This window comes from Oceanihabitans sp. IOP_32 (assembly GCF_009498295.1).
Classification (GTDB): domain Bacteria; phylum Bacteroidota; class Bacteroidia; order Flavobacteriales; family Flavobacteriaceae; genus Wocania; species Wocania indica.
Window position 1 is genome coordinate 603,754 of sequence record NZ_CP040813.1, and the last position, 17,695, is coordinate 621,448.

General features: G+C 34.2%; 15 protein-coding genes and 1 riboswitch. Of the genes, 9 read left to right on the forward strand and 6 right to left on the reverse strand.

What is annotated here, in order from left to right:
- Positions 1 to 8 precede the first annotated feature (8 nt).
- On the forward strand, positions 9 to 722 hold the full coding sequence (locus FEZ18_RS02485; protein WP_153266858.1) for an ATP-binding protein: 714 nt from the start codon (positions 9 to 11) through the stop codon (positions 720 to 722).
- Positions 723 to 864: 142 nt separating this feature from the next.
- Here FEZ18_RS02485 and FEZ18_RS02490 read toward each other — a convergent pair whose 3' ends face one another.
- Complete coding sequence (locus FEZ18_RS02490) at positions 865 to 2,736, reverse strand: TonB-dependent receptor plug domain-containing protein (RefSeq protein WP_153266859.1); 1,872 nt, start codon at positions 2,734 to 2,736, stop codon at positions 865 to 867.
- Positions 2,737 to 2,802: 66 nt separating this feature from the next.
- Positions 2,803 to 3,039: riboswitch (cobalamin riboswitch) on the reverse strand.
- A gap of 71 nt (positions 3,040 to 3,110) precedes the next feature.
- Between FEZ18_RS02490 and FEZ18_RS02495 the strand changes: the two genes are divergently transcribed.
- From FEZ18_RS02495 to FEZ18_RS02520, 6 genes are all read left to right on the forward strand, one after another.
- The gene (locus tag FEZ18_RS02495) at positions 3,111 to 4,253 is read left to right on the forward strand and encodes an ABC transporter substrate-binding protein (RefSeq protein WP_153266860.1); all 1,143 of its coding nucleotides are present in this window, start codon (positions 3,111 to 3,113) and stop codon (positions 4,251 to 4,253) included.
- Positions 4,254 to 5,285, forward strand: a complete 1,032-nt coding sequence (locus tag FEZ18_RS02500; RefSeq protein ID WP_153266861.1) for a FecCD family ABC transporter permease — start codon at positions 4,254 to 4,256, stop codon at positions 5,283 to 5,285.
- A gap of 190 nt (positions 5,286 to 5,475) precedes the next feature.
- Positions 5,476 to 6,270 carry an ABC transporter ATP-binding protein gene (locus FEZ18_RS02505; RefSeq protein ID WP_153266862.1) on the forward strand — a complete coding sequence of 265 codons (795 nt, stop codon included), beginning with the start codon at positions 5,476 to 5,478 and terminating at the stop codon, positions 6,268 to 6,270.
- A gap of 86 nt (positions 6,271 to 6,356) precedes the next feature.
- On the forward strand, positions 6,357 to 7,679 hold the full coding sequence (rmuC, locus tag FEZ18_RS02510) for a DNA recombination protein RmuC (protein ID WP_153266863.1): 1,323 nt from the start codon (positions 6,357 to 6,359) through the stop codon (positions 7,677 to 7,679).
- 403 nt (positions 7,680 to 8,082) lie between these two features.
- Positions 8,083 to 8,961 carry an Abi family protein gene (locus FEZ18_RS02515; protein WP_153266864.1) on the forward strand — a complete coding sequence of 293 codons (879 nt, stop codon included), beginning with the start codon at positions 8,083 to 8,085 and terminating at the stop codon, positions 8,959 to 8,961.
- A gap of 396 nt (positions 8,962 to 9,357) precedes the next feature.
- Positions 9,358 to 9,909, forward strand: a complete 552-nt coding sequence (locus tag FEZ18_RS02520; protein WP_194269507.1) for an acyl-CoA thioesterase — start codon at positions 9,358 to 9,360, stop codon at positions 9,907 to 9,909.
- Positions 9,910 to 10,025: 116 nt separating this feature from the next.
- Here FEZ18_RS02520 and carB read toward each other — a convergent pair whose 3' ends face one another.
- Complete coding sequence (carB, locus tag FEZ18_RS02525; RefSeq protein WP_153266866.1) at positions 10,026 to 12,878, reverse strand: carbamoyl-phosphate synthase large subunit; 2,853 nt, start codon at positions 12,876 to 12,878, stop codon at positions 10,026 to 10,028.
- Positions 12,879 to 12,991: 113 nt separating this feature from the next.
- Positions 12,992 to 13,153: a 50S ribosomal protein L34 gene (rpmH, locus tag FEZ18_RS02530; protein ID WP_153266867.1), complete on the reverse strand. Its 162-nt coding sequence runs from the start codon at positions 13,151 to 13,153 to the stop codon at positions 12,992 to 12,994.
- 306 nt (positions 13,154 to 13,459) lie between these two features.
- Here rpmH and FEZ18_RS02535 point away from each other — a divergent pair, with 306 nt between their 5' ends.
- Complete coding sequence (locus FEZ18_RS02535; protein ID WP_153266868.1) at positions 13,460 to 14,035, forward strand: DUF2892 domain-containing protein; 576 nt, start codon at positions 13,460 to 13,462, stop codon at positions 14,033 to 14,035.
- Between the two features lie 2 nt (positions 14,036 to 14,037).
- Here FEZ18_RS02535 and cls read toward each other — a convergent pair whose 3' ends face one another.
- The 3 genes from cls to FEZ18_RS02550 form a co-directional block, all read right to left on the reverse strand.
- Entirely contained in the window at positions 14,038 to 15,495 is a 1,458-nt protein-coding gene (cls, locus tag FEZ18_RS02540) for a cardiolipin synthase (RefSeq protein ID WP_153266869.1), read from the reverse strand.
- Entirely contained in the window at positions 15,496 to 16,425 is a 930-nt protein-coding gene (locus tag FEZ18_RS02545) for a lytic transglycosylase domain-containing protein (protein ID WP_153266870.1), read from the reverse strand.
- Positions 16,426 to 16,570: 145 nt separating this feature from the next.
- Positions 16,571 to 17,236, reverse strand: coding sequence for an alpha/beta hydrolase (locus FEZ18_RS02550; protein ID WP_153266871.1), 666 nt, complete (start codon positions 17,234 to 17,236; stop codon positions 16,571 to 16,573).
- A gap of 114 nt (positions 17,237 to 17,350) precedes the next feature.
- Here FEZ18_RS02550 and FEZ18_RS02555 point away from each other — a divergent pair, with 114 nt between their 5' ends.
- Positions 17,351 to 17,647, forward strand: a complete 297-nt coding sequence (locus FEZ18_RS02555; RefSeq protein ID WP_153269025.1) for an N-acetyltransferase — start codon at positions 17,351 to 17,353, stop codon at positions 17,645 to 17,647.
- Positions 17,648 to 17,695: the final 48 nt, after the last annotated feature.

Below are 17,695 nucleotides of genomic sequence, written 5' to 3' on the forward strand. Positions count from 1 at the left end.
TAGATTTTTTGACTAAACATAAAACTTATTTTAATTGGAGTTCTGGTAAAGATTCCGCATTGGCTTTGTATTACCTTTTGCAAGATGAACGCTATAGTGTAGACAAGTTAATTACTACGGTTAATACCCACTACAATCGCGTATCTATGCACGGCGTAAGATTAGAATTGCTATTTGCTCAAGCCAAATCGCTAAACATAAAGCTAAACCTTATCGAATTGCCAGAAACCCCCAATATGGAGATTTACGAACAAAAAATGTGGGAAACTGTGGCCCAGTTAAAAAATAACGGATTTACACACACAGCTTTTGGCGATATCTATCTGGAGGATTTAAAAACCTATCGCGAAACAAAACTTGCTAAACAGAATATAAAAACCGTTTTTCCGCTCTGGAAACGCGATACCAAAGAACTTTTAAACGAGTTTTTAGATCTAGGCTTTAAAACCATCGTGGTTTGCGCCAACTCAAAATATTTTGATAAACATGTTGTAGGAACTGTTATCGACAAAAATTTTATAAATAATTTACCCAAAGATGTCGACCCCTGCGGAGAAAATGGCGAGTTTCACACCTTTTGTTTCGACGGCCCTATTTTTGAAAACCCTATTCCCTTTACTTTAGGAGAAAAAGTTTTTCGTGAATACGACGCCCCAAAATCTAAAGACTCACCATTTAATGATGGGAAATACGGCTTTTGGTTTTGTGATTTAATCCCATAAAAAAAGTCGCTCTAAATAAGAACGACTTTTAGTTTTTTTTTGAGGGTAGGAAGCTTTTCTAAGATAAACGCGATTACGGTTTCTCGTGGCTCCTACTTCGCTCTGTCGAAATAACTGTGTGCTTTTGTTTGAATTCTAAAAACTATAAATTAATATTCAAACCTAAGTTTACATTTCTACCTTTTGTGGTATAGCCTAAAATCTCGAAATAGTCTTCATTAAAAATATTCGTTACACTCGCAAAAAGGGTCACTTTGTTTTTAATTAATTTCTGACTAAAATATAAATCAATTAAAGAGAAAGATTCTAATTCTTCATTTGTATAGGTCGAAAAATTGGTATCTGTTCGGCTTCCTACATATTGGTAATTTATAGAAGCAAAAGTGTTTTTATGAAAATTATAACCCACACTCGCATTGGCTTTGTGTTTTGGGATACGTAAACGAATACCATCCTTTAACTCGGTAAACGTGTAATTGGCACTAATGGTAAAATCTTTCAGCTTTTTTAATTCTGCTTCTGCTTCAAAGCCATGTACCGTAGCATCGGTAGTGGCGTTTTCATAAGCTGTGGTGTAAATTATGGTGTTTTCTTCTTTTCTATTAAAATATACCCCGTTTATGCGAAACCCTTTTTTGTTAGAAAACTCTAAACCGCCTTCAATGGTCGTGTTTTCTTCAGCTTCTAAGTCTGGATTAGCTCCAAAAAAACCAAACAATTGCGATAAATTTGGGGCAATAAAAGATGTGGCATAAGAACCAAAAACCTTAGCATAACCCGTATTTACAGGAATACTGTAAGACGGATTTAAACTATAAACCAAATGCGAACCATATTCGCTATGGTTGTTAAAACGTGTACCTGCATTTATATTCAAACCAAAGTCTGAGACATAAACCACGTTTAGATAAGGATCGGTATTGGTGTAACTTTGCTCATCGGCAAAAACACTTTTGTACTCCGCATAGTTTAACCCCACAATAGTATAAAACGCATCGTTAAACACGTATTTATTAAAGGCATCTATCACAATGCTTTCGCCTTCATAAGTGGCTCCAAAGTCGGAAATTGTTTCTCTATCAATTTTTGAAAAAGCCGCATTTAAATGAAGACTTCCGTTGTTGTATGCAAATTTTGGAGCAATTCCAACACGGGCTTGCTCAGAAATAAATTTATCATCGGTATCTGCAAACGTATAACTTGGTGCCGGAAAACCGTCTATGTCGGTCTTAAATTTATCGTAACTCGCAAAAGCGTCAATTTGGAAAGCATCACTAATGTGGTAGCCCAGTTTAACATTCGTATTAAATCTTGAAAATGGATCTTTTTCTGGATTATCTGATTTTGCTGCCGATAAACCATCTGCATACCTATTTCCAAAACTTGCTAAATAAGTAAATTTGTTTAGGCTACCGTTAACCGAGACATGATTAGTAAAGCTAGAGCCGTTGTAATTTAAATCGTCTTGGGTTTGGTTTGTCCCCACTACAGTTAAAAAACTCCCTGAAATTTCTTTTGATGACGCTTTTTTAGTGGTGATGTTCACAACAGCAGTTGCTGCTGCATTTCCGTACAAGGTACTAGCCGCACCTTTTATAATTTCTATAGACTCAACGGTGTTTAAATCAACCAATCGCAAATCGAAATCGTTTGCTACCATCGATGGGTCGTTTACTTGCACACCATCAATAAGTACTAAAACCTGTCTATTATTACCGCCTCTAATATAATTGCCAAGATTCTGACCTTCTACACTGCGTGTGCCATTAATTTCAATACCACTTTTGGTGTTTATTAATTGAGCTATAGTTCTACCTTTGTTATTTTCAATTTCCTGGTTTGAAATTTTAATCACGGTTTTACCAGAATTTTCACGTTTTAGTTCAAAACGCGAATCGCTCACAACCACCTCATCTAATTGTTGTTCTTGTAATAAACTGGTTTGCTCTTGTGCAAAACCAAATAGAGACGCACCTAAAAACAGTGCTCCAATAACATTTGTTTTGTTATTCATTTTAATTGTTAATTACTCGGAATAGTATGACGTTGCACACCAAAACTTTTATCCCGAAAGTTTGACTTATTTATTTTTGAAATTGGCAGGTCTCCTGACTTATTTTATGTTATTTTACCTTCCCATTCGTAAAACGAACAGTGGCTTAAAGAAGAAATAACATCCTTAAAAAAGGCACCCAATAATATTGAGTATAAACTTACAGTTGCGGGAACAGTTCTGGAATTGATTATACCATCGCACCAGATTCCCTTTTAATTCCTTCAGGACGTACTGAACGAAACCAAATTTCGATGCGAAAGTAAACATTTTGTTTAATCTTTAATTAAAAAGATTTAATAATATTACATTTGAAGCATCTAAAAGAAACCTTCATGAAAAAAATAGTTCTTATCTTACTCTCGGTTGTCCTATTGTCTTGTAAAAATGAGGCCTCAAAAACGGTTTTAAATTCTAAAGCATCAACCCAGTTGGATTTGAAATATGCCCAAGGCTTTAAAGTATCAGACTTTAATACCTTTAAAGTTTTGGAGATTATAAATCCGTGGCCAAAAGCTAAAAAAAGTTATCGTTACGTTTTAATTAGCAAAGAAAACGCTGCTAAAACAACCTTTAACAAAAGTGAATACGATGGTATTATTACCAATCCTATCGAGAGCCTAGTGGTCACCTCAACCACACATCTCCCAGCTTTAGAACTATTGGGTGTTACACACACTTTAACTGGTTTTCCAGGAACACATTTTATTTCGTCTAAAAAAATAAGAACTCGTGTTGATCGTGGTTCCTTAAGAGAACTTGGCAAAAATGAAAGCATAAATACCGAAGTATTATTAGAATTAAACCCCGATGCTGTAATAGGCTTCGGTATAGACGGCAACAATAAAACCTTCGAAACTATTAAAAATTCTGGAATTCCTGTAATTTACAATGGGGATTGGGTAGAAAATTCGCCCTTAGCAAAAGCCGAATGGATAAAATTTTTTGGCGCACTTTATAATAAGGAAAAACAAGCCGATTCTATTTTTAAAACTATTGAAAACAATTATATTGAAGCCAAAAAACTAGCACAAGCGGCAAAAAACAAACCCACGATTTTAAGCGGTGCCATGCATAGTGATATTTGGTATTTACCAAACGGCACAAGTACCGAAGCGCAATTTTTAAAAGACGCCAACACCAATTATTTATGGAAAGACAGTACAGGCTCAGGAAGCTTAAAACTTAATTTTGAAGCTGTTTACACAAAAGCCAAAAGTGCCGATATTTGGTTAAATCCATCAAATTATATCAGTTTAGAAGCACTTAAGAATGCGAGTACACACCATACGAAGTTTAACGCCTATAAAAACAAAACCATTTACACGGTTGCGAATACAACAGGTGAAACTGGTGGTGTTTTGTATTACGAATTGGGATTTGCTAGACCAGATTTGGTATTAAAAGATATTATTAAAATTGCACATCCCCAATTATTAAAAGACCATGAATTATTCTTTTTTAAACCTTTAAAATAAGTGTCTATTTCAAAAACATACAAACTTCCATTTATAGTATTAGTTCTAGTGCTGTTCGTTTGCTTTGTAATTAATATAAATTTAGGTTCGGTTTACATTCCTTTAAAGGATGTGTTTAACAGTCTAATTGGCAGTGATACTAATGTCGAGGCGTGGCAACATATTATTAATAACTACAGATTACCAAAAGCGATCACAGCTATTTTAGTGGGTTCTGGATTAGGAATTTCGGGCTTGTTAATGCAAACACTTTTTAGAAACCCTTTAGCGGGGCCTTTTGTACTAGGAATTAGCTCTGGTGCAAGCCTAGGAGTTGCCTTAATTATATTGGGATCGGGTTTGTTTGGTGGTCTTTTTGCATCGTTTTTTGTATCGAAATGGAGTATAGTAATCGCGGCGAGTTTAGGAAGTTTTTTAGTACTTTTAGCGGTCTTAACAGTTTCCATTAAGGTACGGGACACTATGGCTATTCTTATTATAGGACTTATGTTTGCCAGTATAACAGCAGCCATTGTTAGTGTGCTTTCTTATTTTGGTTCGGCAGAGCAGCTACAACAATACATTTTTTGGGGTTTTGGCAGCCTTGGAAATTTATCTTGGAATGAGTTATTTATTTTCGCTGTAATATTTTGTTTTGGTATCGTATTAAGCATCGTATCGATTAAATCTTTAAACACCTTGCTTTTAGGAGAGAATTACGCTATAAGCTTGGGCTTAAACATAAAAAAAAGCCGGTTAATTATTATTGCTGCGACCAGTCTATTAGCAGGTACTATTACCGCATTTGCAGGCCCCATTGCTTTTATTGGTTTGGCTATTCCGCATATTACGCGTCAGGTTTTTAATACTTCAAATCATAAAATTTTATTACCCGCTGTTTTTTTGTTTGGTGCCATTGTCATGTTAATTTGCGATAGCATTGCGCAATTACCACATAGTGATTACACCTTACCTATTAACGCCATAACCTCTATAATTGGCGCACCGGTAGTAATTTGGTTGTTAGTTAGAAAACAGAAAATGGTATTTTAATAAGAAACATTTATAACTAAAACGTGATACCCAAGGAAATGATTAAATGGATGTCGCATGTGACCGATGAAAAAACAATAGATATAAACACATGAAAACACCTTTTAACACAGCTCTAAACAAAGTCCAAAATACACAAGATAGGCGTCTACATATTTTATGGAACGTCGCGATTATAATTTATTAAGTCATGAGTGCAGCCGAATCACATAGCATCTTAAAAGCTGAAGATTTAACGATTGGTTATTCAACTAAAAAGTTGCAAACTGTCGTGGCTTCGCATATAAATATCGAATTAAAACAAGGTGAGTTGGTTGGTTTAATTGGTGCCAATGGTGTTGGAAAATCTACACTAATTAGAACCCTTACCAACGTACAAAAGCCATTGCGAGGGTCTGTTTTTATAAACGATAAAAACACAAAACAATTTAATCCTATCGACTTAGCAAAAGTTATGAGTTTGGTTTTAACCGAGCAAATAGCCTCTAAAAACCTAACCGTTTTCGAACTTATCGCTTTAGGAAGGCAGCCCTACACCAGTTGGATTGGTAATTTATCGCCATTAGATTACAACATTATAAATAAAGCCATTACCCAAACCAATATTACACGTTTAAAAGACAAAAAATGTTATGAATTAAGTGACGGCCAACTACAAAAAGTTATGATTGCCAGGGCTTTAGCACAAGACACCGACTTAATTATTCTAGACGAGCCCACAACCCATCTGGATATGTACCACAAAGCATACATTTTAAAACTGCTTCAAAAATTAGCACAAGACACTGGTAAAACAATTTTGTTTTCGTCGCATGAAATAGATTTGGCCATTCAATTATGCGATAAACTGGTTGTAATGACCGAAGACGAAGTGGTTTCAGACGAGCCGTGTAATCTCATTTCAAAGGGCACTTTCAACACCTTATTCCCCAAAGATTTAATAAAGTTTGATAAGATTTCTGGTAGTTTTCGTATTAAAAAATAGCAGCTCACGCCGATTAGCATTCTAATTTTAATCCCATACAAAAATCCGCTTAAAACAATTATCTTTGAATACATTTCTTTAATAAAATGAACAATAATCTAATCCTTATCGCAGCTATTCTTGTTTCTGGTGGCTTTGGAGCTTACTTAGGTATACTATTCGCCAAACTAAAAAACAAAAGCGAACAAAGCACTTTAAAAGAACGTGAAAATCAAATGACTCATACCATTGAGGCTCTAAAAGAAAATTTAAATAAAATTGAACATGACCGCGAAGACATCCGAAGAGAAAAAGATTTTCTAAATGAGGAATTGGCCAGAAGAAACACCGAATACCAGAACCTGCAACAACTCCATTTAAAACGCGATGCAGAACTAGAAAAACGGCAAGAACATCTGCGAAAAGACTTCGAGTTATTAGCCACCAAAATACTCGATGAAAAGTCTGAAAAATTCACCCTGCAGAACAAAGAAAACATTAAAAATATATTAAATCCGCTACAAGAAAAAATAAAGACTTTTGAAGAAAAAGTAGATCTAACTCAAAAGGAAAGCATTAGTATGCATTCGGCTTTAAAAGAGCAATTGTTGGGTTTAAAAGACCTCAACCAACAAATGTCTAAAGAAACCACCAACTTAACAAGAGCTTTAAAAGGTGATAGCAAAATGCAAGGCAATTGGGGTGAGTTGGTATTAGAGCGTGTACTCGAAAAATCTGGTTTAGAAAAAGATAGAGAGTATTTTGTACAGCAAAGTTTCACTTTAGCCGATGGGTCGCGTGTTTTGCCAGATGTGGTGTTACACTTACCAGATCGTAAAAAAATGGTAATTGACAGTAAAGTATCTTTAACAGATTACGAGCGCTTTGTTAATGCGGAAGATCACGATAAAGCCCAGTATTTAAAAGGCCATATTAATTCCATAAAGAAGCATGTCGATCAGCTTTCCGAAAAAAATTATCAAGATTTATACACTATCGAATCACCCGATTTTGTCTTGATGTTTATCCCTATCGAACCCGCTTTTGCGGTTGTTGTAAATGAAGACAACACGATATACAATAAAGCTTTTGAAAAAAATATTGTTATCGTAACCCCTTCCACATTATTGGCAACATTACGCACGATTGATAGTATGTGGAACAACGAAAAACAACAGCGCAACGCCATCGAAATTGCTAGACAAGCAGGTGCCCTATACGATAAATTTGAGGGTTTAGTAAGCGATTTAACTGGTATTGGCAAAAAAATAGATGCTGCAAAAAGTGACTATGCCGCTGCTATGAATAAATTAGTTGATGGTCGAGGTAATTTAATTACCAGCGTAGAGAAGTTAAAAAAAATGGGGGCTAAGGCAAAAAAGTCGCTTCCAGAATCTGTAATAAAGCGTGCAGAAGAAAACGAAATTTAAAGCAAATTAAAAAGCTTAAAACATTAATTAAGATATCCATTGCTAACTTATTGTAATTATTAGTTTTTTTAGCGCAGTTTACTTTTTAAATTATAGCGAAGGCGTTAGAGTGGGCAAACTTGTTAAATTTAGTAAAAAAAGGGTATTCTCTAAAACTTGGGAAGTTCAAATAAGCCAAGGCGTTTCCGATGCTCAAACCTTCATTTTTTTCTGTTGAGGACAGCGAAAAAGAAATTGCCAACAATACGACTGAACCAAGTACCTAAAATACAGACTATTAAAATCTCTTTATTTTTTTACCTACTGTTTTTAGCTTGTTTGCGGAAAAATTAATAAACTAAATTTATGAGTTAATTCTTATCTTTAGACTTTTTACAAAAACCAATAGACATCAATTTAATAAATGGGTAATATAGCCACAACCGTTGACCAACAAATTGCGAAATTAATAAACAGAGGCCTTGTCTTAAACAATAATAAGGATATTGAAAAAGCTAAAGAAATATTATCAGACATTGGTTATTATCGTCTAGGTTTTTATTGGTATTACTTTCAAGATAAAGACACTCATGAATTTAATGATAATATAACTTTAGATGATATTGTAAAGCTCTATTATTTTGACTTTGACCTAAAAATGAAACTGCTTCGATATATTTATAGAATCGAAGTACATTTTAGAACTCAACTTGTGTACGAGGCTTCAAATCATTATATAAACAATAACACTTGGTATGTCGACCCTAAGATAGTCAATCAAATAGACCTTGATGAATTTGAAAAAATATATGATAAAATCAAAAAAAACAGTAAAACTTTAGCAAAACACCATGTTAAAAATCCTAATCAAGACTATGCACCTGCGTGGAAAGTTTTTGAGTTTCTAACTTTTGGTCAGGTTTACAATTTTTTTAACAATCTAAAAAACCAAGAATTAAAGAAGAAAATATCTGGAATATATGGCTTCAGAGATGTCAAACTTTTGAACAATTATTTATTATCACTAATTAATATTAGGAATGTTTGCTCGCATAATGGAGTTCTTTTTGATTATGAACAACCTTATGGAATAATGCGAATACCAAATATGCAATATAGAAATAAGACCTTTAATAATACGAATTTGAATGCATCAATTAGATTATTACTATTTATATTAAGCAAGGTTTCTAAAAATCGAGCTAATGAATTAGAACAAGATTTAAAAGATATGTTTTCGCAAGCTAAGGAAAACAAACTAGTTTACGATGTTATTAATTCTAAAATTAAATTTGACTTGTAATGTTAAATATTAACCAATATGACAAAATTTGGTATTATTATTGTATATTTGTCCTCTGAAAGTGCCCGTTTATACATTCTGCTATATATGAGCACTATAAAATAAGAAAATCGACCTAGACATGAAAATGCTCTAGGTTTTTTTTGCTTCTGACTGTCAGCAATTTGACATCGTTTAAAAAAATAAAGTATTCAGTATGTCAATGAACGTCCTTACTGATTGAAAAGTACAGTTGGCAACAAAGTATACTTATAGACAATCTTAAAGAATTTCAAGGTAATTTTATAAAACTTTGCTATTTTGAGCCCCAGAAAAACACCTTTTGCAGGCATCTCCTAATATTTTATAATTAAAGTTTAATAAGAACAAAACGAATAATATAATTGTATTACAACCATGTTTAAACACATTGAAGAATCTCAAATAACTATAACGCAGCTCATGCTGCCATCGCATTCCAATTTTAGCGGTAAAATTCACGGTGGTCATATTTTAAACCTCATGGATCAAATTGCATTTGCCTGTGCATCTAAGCACTCTAGACACTACTGTGTAACGGCATCGGTTAATAAAGTTGATTTCTTAAATTCCATTGAAGTTGGCGAGCTCATGTCGTTAAAAGCATCTATAAATCATACAGGACGAACCTCTATGGTTGTTGGTGTTAGAGTGGAATCTGAAAACGTTCAAACCGGAGAAATAAAACATTGCAACTCGTCTTACTTTACGATGGTAGCCAAAGATAACGACGGCAATAATGTGCCTGTACCAGGTATTATTTTAAAGACTAAAGACGATGTACGTAGATTTTCTAGAAGCATCATGCGACAAGAACACTCTAGAAACAGATCTGAGAATTTTAAACGTTCTGTCTTTAAAATTGAAGAGCATATGGACTTGGTTAAAAATCAAAATGCTAAAGTGGAATTTGAATTAAATGACCATTGAAAGATGTAATAGGTAGTGTAATTCAAACAATCTATTTCCTATCACGCAGCATTTCGATACAAACTAGTATTTTAAAAATAAATAAAGCCGCACAAAGCGGCTTTTATTTATTATCATTATTTACTCAAATACATTTTTCGTCTGGAGTATAAATCGTAAAACTGGTCGTCTTTTAAACTATCTATAAACAAGATACTTTCTCCTGTACTCTTCATTTCAGGCCCGAGTTTCTTGTTAACATTATGAAATTTATCGAACGAAAACACGGGCTGTTTAATAGCGTAGCCCTCTAACTTAGGCTTAAAATTAAAATCTTTAATTTTATTTTCACCTAACATCACCTTTGTTGCATAGTTTATATAAGGCTCTCCGTATGCTTTTGCGATAAAAGGTACAGTACGAGATGCTCTAGGGTTGGCTTCAATAATATAAACCACATCGTCTTTAATGGCAAATTGAATGTTAATTAAACCCACAGTATTTAAGGCTAATGCTATTTTTTTGGTATGATCTTTAATTTGTTGCATGACAAACTCACCTAAATTAAAAGGTGGTAATGTCGCATTACTATCGCCTGAGTGAATACCGCAAGGTTCAATATGCTCCATAATACCAATAATATAAACATCTTCGCCATCGCAAATGGCATCGGCCTCAGCCTCTATAGCACCATCTAAATAGTGGTCTAACAGGAGTTGATTTCCAGGCATTCTAGCTAACAAATCGACCACATGTTTTTCTAACTCTTCCTTATTAATAACGATTTTCATGCCTTGTCCTCCTAACACATAAGAGGGGCGTACTAAAATTGGAAAGTCTAATACATCGGCTATCGCTGCTGCCTCGTCTGCGGTAGTCGCAATATCGAATTTTGGATAAGGAATGTTATTTTCCTTTAAAAGTTTGGAGAACACCCCGCGATCTTCAGCTAAATTTAACGATTCGAAACTCGTGCCTATAATATTAATACCGTATTTGGTTAGTTTTTCAGCGAGCTTTAAAGCTGTTTGCCCACCTAATTGCACGATAACCCCTACTGGCTTTTCGTGTTTAATAATATCGTAAATGTGCTCCCAGAAAACGGGTTCAAAATATAATTTATCGGCGATATCAAAATCGGTTGAAACGGTTTCAGGATTACAATTAATCATAATCGTTTCGTAACCACACTCGGCAGCAGCTAAAACACCATGAACACAACAGTAGTCGAACTCTATACCTTGCCCAATCCTATTTGGACCAGAGCCTAAAACGATAATTTTTTTCTTTTCGGTTACAACACTTTCATTATGCGAAAAACGCTTGCCATCGGTCGTTTGCATATCGCTCTCAAAAGTAGAATAATAATAAGGGGTCTTGGCTTCAAATTCGGCTGCACAAGTATCCACTAATTTATAAACACGATTAACCCCAAGGTCTTCTCTCTTATTATACACCTGACTTTCCAAACAGCCTAACATATGCGCAATTTGCCGGTCGCCATAACCTTTTTGTTTTGCTTCAAGCAGTAAATCCTTCTCGATCGTATCAATAGTAAATGTTGAAATCTCATTGTTGAGCATATGTAATTCTTCGTATTGCTTTAAAAACCACATATCAATTTTTGTGATCTCGTGAATTCTACTTAGTGGAATTCCCATTCTGATGGCATCATAAATTATAAAAACACGATCCCAAGAGGCATTGGTTAATTTCTCTATAATCTGGTCGTAATCTTTATTTTCCTTACCATCTGCACCTAAACCGTTACGCTTAATTTCTAAAGATTGTGTGGCTTTATGCAAGGCCTCTTGAAATGATCTTCCAATACCCATAACCTCACCTACAGATTTCATTTGAAGCCCTAAAGTTCGGTCACTACCTTCAAATTTATCGAAATTCCAACGTGGTATTTTTACAATAACATAATCTAAAGTTGGCTCGAATAAGGCCGAAGTCGATTTTGTGATTTGATTTTTTAATTCATCTAAATGATAGCCCAAAGCTAATTTAGCTGCAATTTTTGCAATGGGATACCCTGTTGCTTTACTGGCTAATGCAGAAGATCGCGAAACCCGTGGATTAATTTCAATAGCTATGATGTCTTCATTTTCGTCTGGAGATACGGCAAACTGCACATTACATCCACCGGCAAAGTCACCTATACTACGCATCATATGCATAGCCATATCACGCATTTTTTGATACGTTTTATCGCTTAAAGTCATAGCTGGAGCCACCGTTATTGAATCTCCTGTATGAATTCCCATGGGATCCATATTCTCGATGGAGCAAATAATAACGACATTATCGTTGGCATCTCTTAACAATTCCAACTCATATTCTTTCCAACCTATAAGCGCTTTATCGATCATAACCTCATGAATAGGAGAAATCTCTAAACCGCGAGTTAATAACTCATCAAAATCTTCTTCTTTATGCACAATAGAGGCACCAGCCCCACCCAATGTATACGAGGCTCGAATGACCAAAGGAAAGCCATATTCCTGAGCAATTTCTTTGCCTTTTAAGTAAGATGTAGCTGTGGCTTGAGGCGCCATAGGTACCCCAATTTTAAGCATGAGTTCCCTAAACTGTTCCCTGTCTTCTGTAATATTTATAGCGTCAATATCGACCCCAATAATATCAACACCAAAATCTTCCCAAATGCCTTTTTCATCGGCTTCAATACATAAATTCAACGCCGTTTGTCCTCCCATTGTAGGTAAAACAGCATCTATTTGAGGGTGTTCTTTTAATATTTTTATTAAGGATTTTGTAGTAAGCGGCAACAAGTACACATGATCTGCCATAGACGGATCTGTCATAATAGTTGCTGGATTAGAATTAATTAAAATAGTCTCTATCCCATCTTCCCTTAAGGATCTTAAAGCTTGAGAACCCGAGTAATCGAATTCGCATGCTTGACCAATAATAATAGGTCCAGAACCAATAATTAAAACAGATTTTAGTTTTTCGTTTTTAGGCATTTTAAATCGAGTTAAGTGATGAATTTAATTTCATATAAAAATAATAATATTTGGGTATAAAAAAAGGCGTTACAATTAAGTAACACCTTTTTAATATCTTCAATAGTCGATCATTATTTCTTATGTCTAATTTCAGATGACACAGATAATTTTTTTCTTCCTTTAGCTCTTCTACGTGCTAATACTTTTCTTCCGTTAGCAGATGCCATTCTCTCTCTGAAACCGTGTTTATTAACTCTTTTTCTCTTAGAAGGCTGAAATGTTCTTTTTGGCATGATATTATCTTTTTAAAATCTGATATTGTAAATCTTTATTATTTTGCTTTTCGGTCTACTCCAAAACCGTCGGCAAATATACAAAGCCTTTATTACTCTCGCAAACCTATTTTAAAAATATTTTTTAATTTATAGATTTGAATAAAAAACACCCTAATAAGCTTTATCAATTCACGTTAAACCCCACCATTTCTTATTTATAGATACACCTCGTTTAATAAAAATTTGCTTTCTTTGCAGCAGCAAAACATCAAATAGCGAACGTTTTGTGTAACGAACCATCTTTTTTATTTAAAATTAACGATCATGTTTAATAAAATTATAAAATTAATTATTGCTGCGGGTCTTATTGCTCTTGCCATTTATCAATTTACTGAAGGCTTTATAGGTAATGGCATCATGTTTTTATTACTATCCACAATTTTTATTTTTCTATATTTTAAAAATGAAATTATTTTACTGGCATTCTTAAGGTTGCGTAAACAAGATTTTGAAGGTGCGAAGAAATGGTTAGATAAAATTAAAAATCCCGAGGCTGCATTAGTTAAAAAGCAACAAGGATATTACAACTACTTACATGGCTTGATGGTATCGCAAACCAATATGAATGAAGCCGAAAAATATTTTAAAAAGGCGATTGCATTAGGCTTATCGATGAAGCACGATTTAGCCATGGCAAAATTAAACTTAGCGGGTATTGCATTCTCTAAACGCAGAAAATTAGAAGCGCAAAAACTTTTAAATGAAGCTCAAAAGCTAGATAAACAAGGTATGCTTACCGATCAAATAAAAATGATGAAGCAAAATATGAAACGTGCCACAGGTCCAAATCAGCATTACGGTGCCGGTGCTTCTTTAAGAGCTCAAAAAAGAAGAGGTTAATTTTAAATCAAGGGAGACCACAACCGTGCATACGATTCTTTAAACTTCTCAAACTTTGAGCGGTTTAAAAAGGTTTCGTACTCTATTAAAGTACTCTGGGTTAAATCTTCAAAAAAATGACTTTTTAATATTTCACTTTGCACGCTGTCGTACATAAAACTATTAATTTCAAAGTTAATATTAAAGCTGCGATAATCCATGTTTGAGGTACCAATGGTGCAAAACACATCATCAATCACCATGGTTTTTGCATGTATAAAGCCTTCATGGTACTTATAAATTTTTACGCCAGCATCCAACAAAGCTTTTAAATAGGAGTTAGAGGCGTGTTTAACAATCCACGAATCGGACTTTTTCGGGATAATTAACCTCACATCAACACCGCTTTTGGCTGCGATTTGTATCGCGGTTAGCATTTCAGAATTAGGCACAAAATAAGGTGTTGTTATATACACGTATTTTTGAGCAGTTAGTATTGCAGTAAAAATAACTTCCATAATATTTGCCCAATCTGTATCTGGCCCACTAGCCGCAATTTGAATGGCAACTTGCTCGTTAAAATCTTCAACTTTAGGAAACAAGGGCTTATAACTAGCTATGTTTTCATTAGAAACAAAATCCCAAGTAGATAAAAAATGAACTTGCAAGGATTTTACAGCCTCGCCATAAATACGTGAATGCGTATCGCGCCAATACCCCTTATCTCGGTATTGGTTTACATATTCATCTGATATGTTTACCCCTCCAACATAACCTATTACACCATCAATTACAGCAATTTTTCTGTGATTTCGATAGTTCATTTTACCTGTAAACTTTGAAAAAAACACAGGCATAAATGCCCTATGCCTTACGCCAGCATGGGTGAGTTTACGTTTCATTGATCTTGATATTTTACTACCAACATCATCATAAATTAATCGCACTTGCAACCCCGCTTTAGCTTTCTCACAAAGCGCATTTAAAACTTTTAGTCCAATTTTGCTATCCATAACAATATAATACTCTAAGTGAATGTGATGTTCTGCGCGCTTAATATCCTTTAAGAGTGCCTCAAATTTATCGTCACCACTTTTAAATATCTCGACCCTGTTATTTAAGCTTAGTGGTTCGTTATCATTAGTGCGCAACAACTTAACCAGTTTAATTTTATCTTCTAAAAAGGCTTGAACTTGCTTTACTTCTTCTCTGTTAAGCTCTAATTCATCATCGATAGATTGGACCACCCGTTCGTTTAAAATACGTTTTTTCTTGAAGATTTTATTTTTCCGATACTCTTGACCAAATAAATAATAAATCAATAAGCCCACAAAAGGAAAAAACACTAGTACAATAATGTACGATAGTGTTTTAGTTGGATTTATACGTTTAAAAAAAATGGTAATTACAGCCGATATAGCTAATATGTAGTTAACAATAAACAGTGCATACCAGATGTTATTTTTAAAAAATTCAAGCATTTACGGATTGGCTTGGTAGTAACCTTCCTTCGGAATGTCAATTTTGTAGGCTTTCTTAGATTTATTATTAAGATGTGGCTCACGAAGCCAAGGGTTGTGCAATTTTAATATTTTATAATTAATACCAAAGTTTTTGGCAAATTTTGCGAAATCACTAACAGCAGTGTCAACCTCAACTTTATAAGTTGGTATTGTTTTGTACAAATCCTTCTCTCTAAAATTAAAACCGTACTTATCTGGGTACGATAATATTTCTTTAAGCGCTACAATTCTAAACAAATAACGTCCTGTTTCCTCGCCCAACAACAAATCGTAATAATTATTAACATTTTGTGCTTTTAGACGTCTCGATATACCGGCATTTCCAGCATTATAAGCTGCTGCAGCCAAAGTCCACGATCCCAATCGTTCTTTAGACTTAATGAGATATTTACAAGCCACTTCAGTAGCTTTTTCTAAATTATATCGTTCGTCGACATTGTTGTTAATTTCTAAACCATTTTCTTTTCCTGTGGCCTTCATTATTTGCCAAACCCCACGTGCGCCCGCTGGCGAAACCGCGTTGGTTAAACCACTTTCTATAACGGCAAGGTATTTAAAATCGTCCGGAACACCATGTTTTGCCAAAATAGGTTCAATTATTGGGAAGTATTTTTTAGAGCGTTTAAACATTAATAAACCATTAGACTGCCAATAGGTATTAACCAATAGCTCTCTGTCCATGCGCTCTAAAATATCGGGGTTCTCTAGAGGTACTGGCTCTCCCGCAAAATTTAAATAGTCTGGAATTTGCAGAGCGTAAACATTGTAGTCGTTTATTACTTTGGTTTCAAAATTTTCGTCGGTAGGCGCGTTTTGTACAGCATAAATAAACATGCCACAAAGGCTTAGTAATCCGATAAAGGCGAGGGTTTTTTGTATTAATTTCATTCTAATAGATTTTTTATTAAAGATAGAAAAAATAATTACAACTAAATAGTTAATTTTTAGTGTTTTAAAACTTGTTTAAACGAATTAAGCTTTTAAAAAAGGCTAATCGCCACGTTTACACAATTTCAAACAGGTTAAAATCCAGTTAATTTTTTAAAATGAGTTCTGGTAAATTTGCGTTAAACCATTTGTATTTGGTAATTATCATAACGTGCGAACCTCCTTTAACAGTGATACAATTCGAAATGTTTTTTATGGGAAAGACACTGTCTTTATCCCCATGAATATGTATAATTTCTGGGTGATGTTTTACTGGTTTCCAACACAGCATATTTTTAATTGCCCAACTTAAATATTGACTATCGTTAACGGCGAGATACTTTTTGTAAAACTCTAAACGCTTTGTGATATCGCTTCCAGATACGTATTTAACAAGCCCCTCTAAACCACCAACAAAATGGGTTGGTATTAACTTATAAAGCTTAGTTGATTTTACAATACGCATACGCTTGGGCATTTCGTGTGCCGATTTTATACTTGAAATAATAATAAGTTTTCTAACCCTAATTTGGGTCGAAATTTCCTGAACTAAAACACCTCCAAAGGAGATACCTACCAAAACAACATTATCGTGATATATATGTTTTGAAATTCGCGAAGCATAACTGCTTAATGATTCGTTTTCTAACGGATTTATCCATTCTAAGGTATGCATTTTAAACTTGTTCTCTGGCAACTTTATATACTCGAAAATTTTAGGGCTTGCCGCCATCCCAGGCATAAAATACACATGTATTATCTCTTGATGCATAAGGTTTTAACCATTAGTTTCGTGGATTACAACTATTTTTTTCGTACTTTCGTACAAAGTTATAAAATAGTCCTCGCTATTTTAAAAATTCCTTTAGAAATAAAACAAATCATTATGGTTGAAACTGCAGAATTGATTGACAACGATTTTTTACGTCAATATGAAATTAAAATTGATGAGCATTTGGCGATAATCGAATATTCTTTACAAGAACGAAAAATTTTCTTAACCAAACTTATTGTGCCCAACGGTATAAAAGATGACGAATTTACGAAAAAATTTTTAGAAGTTGTTTTTGAACAGATTAGAGGACGCAACTTAAGCGTGGTTCCTACTAGTCCAGAAATTGCTAAATTTGTAAGAAGCAACAGAAAATATAAGCGCATGCTTCCTGTTGGTTTAAGGATTTAAACGTCTATAAACGTCATAAAAAAACCGAAGCCTTTTACTCTTCGGTTT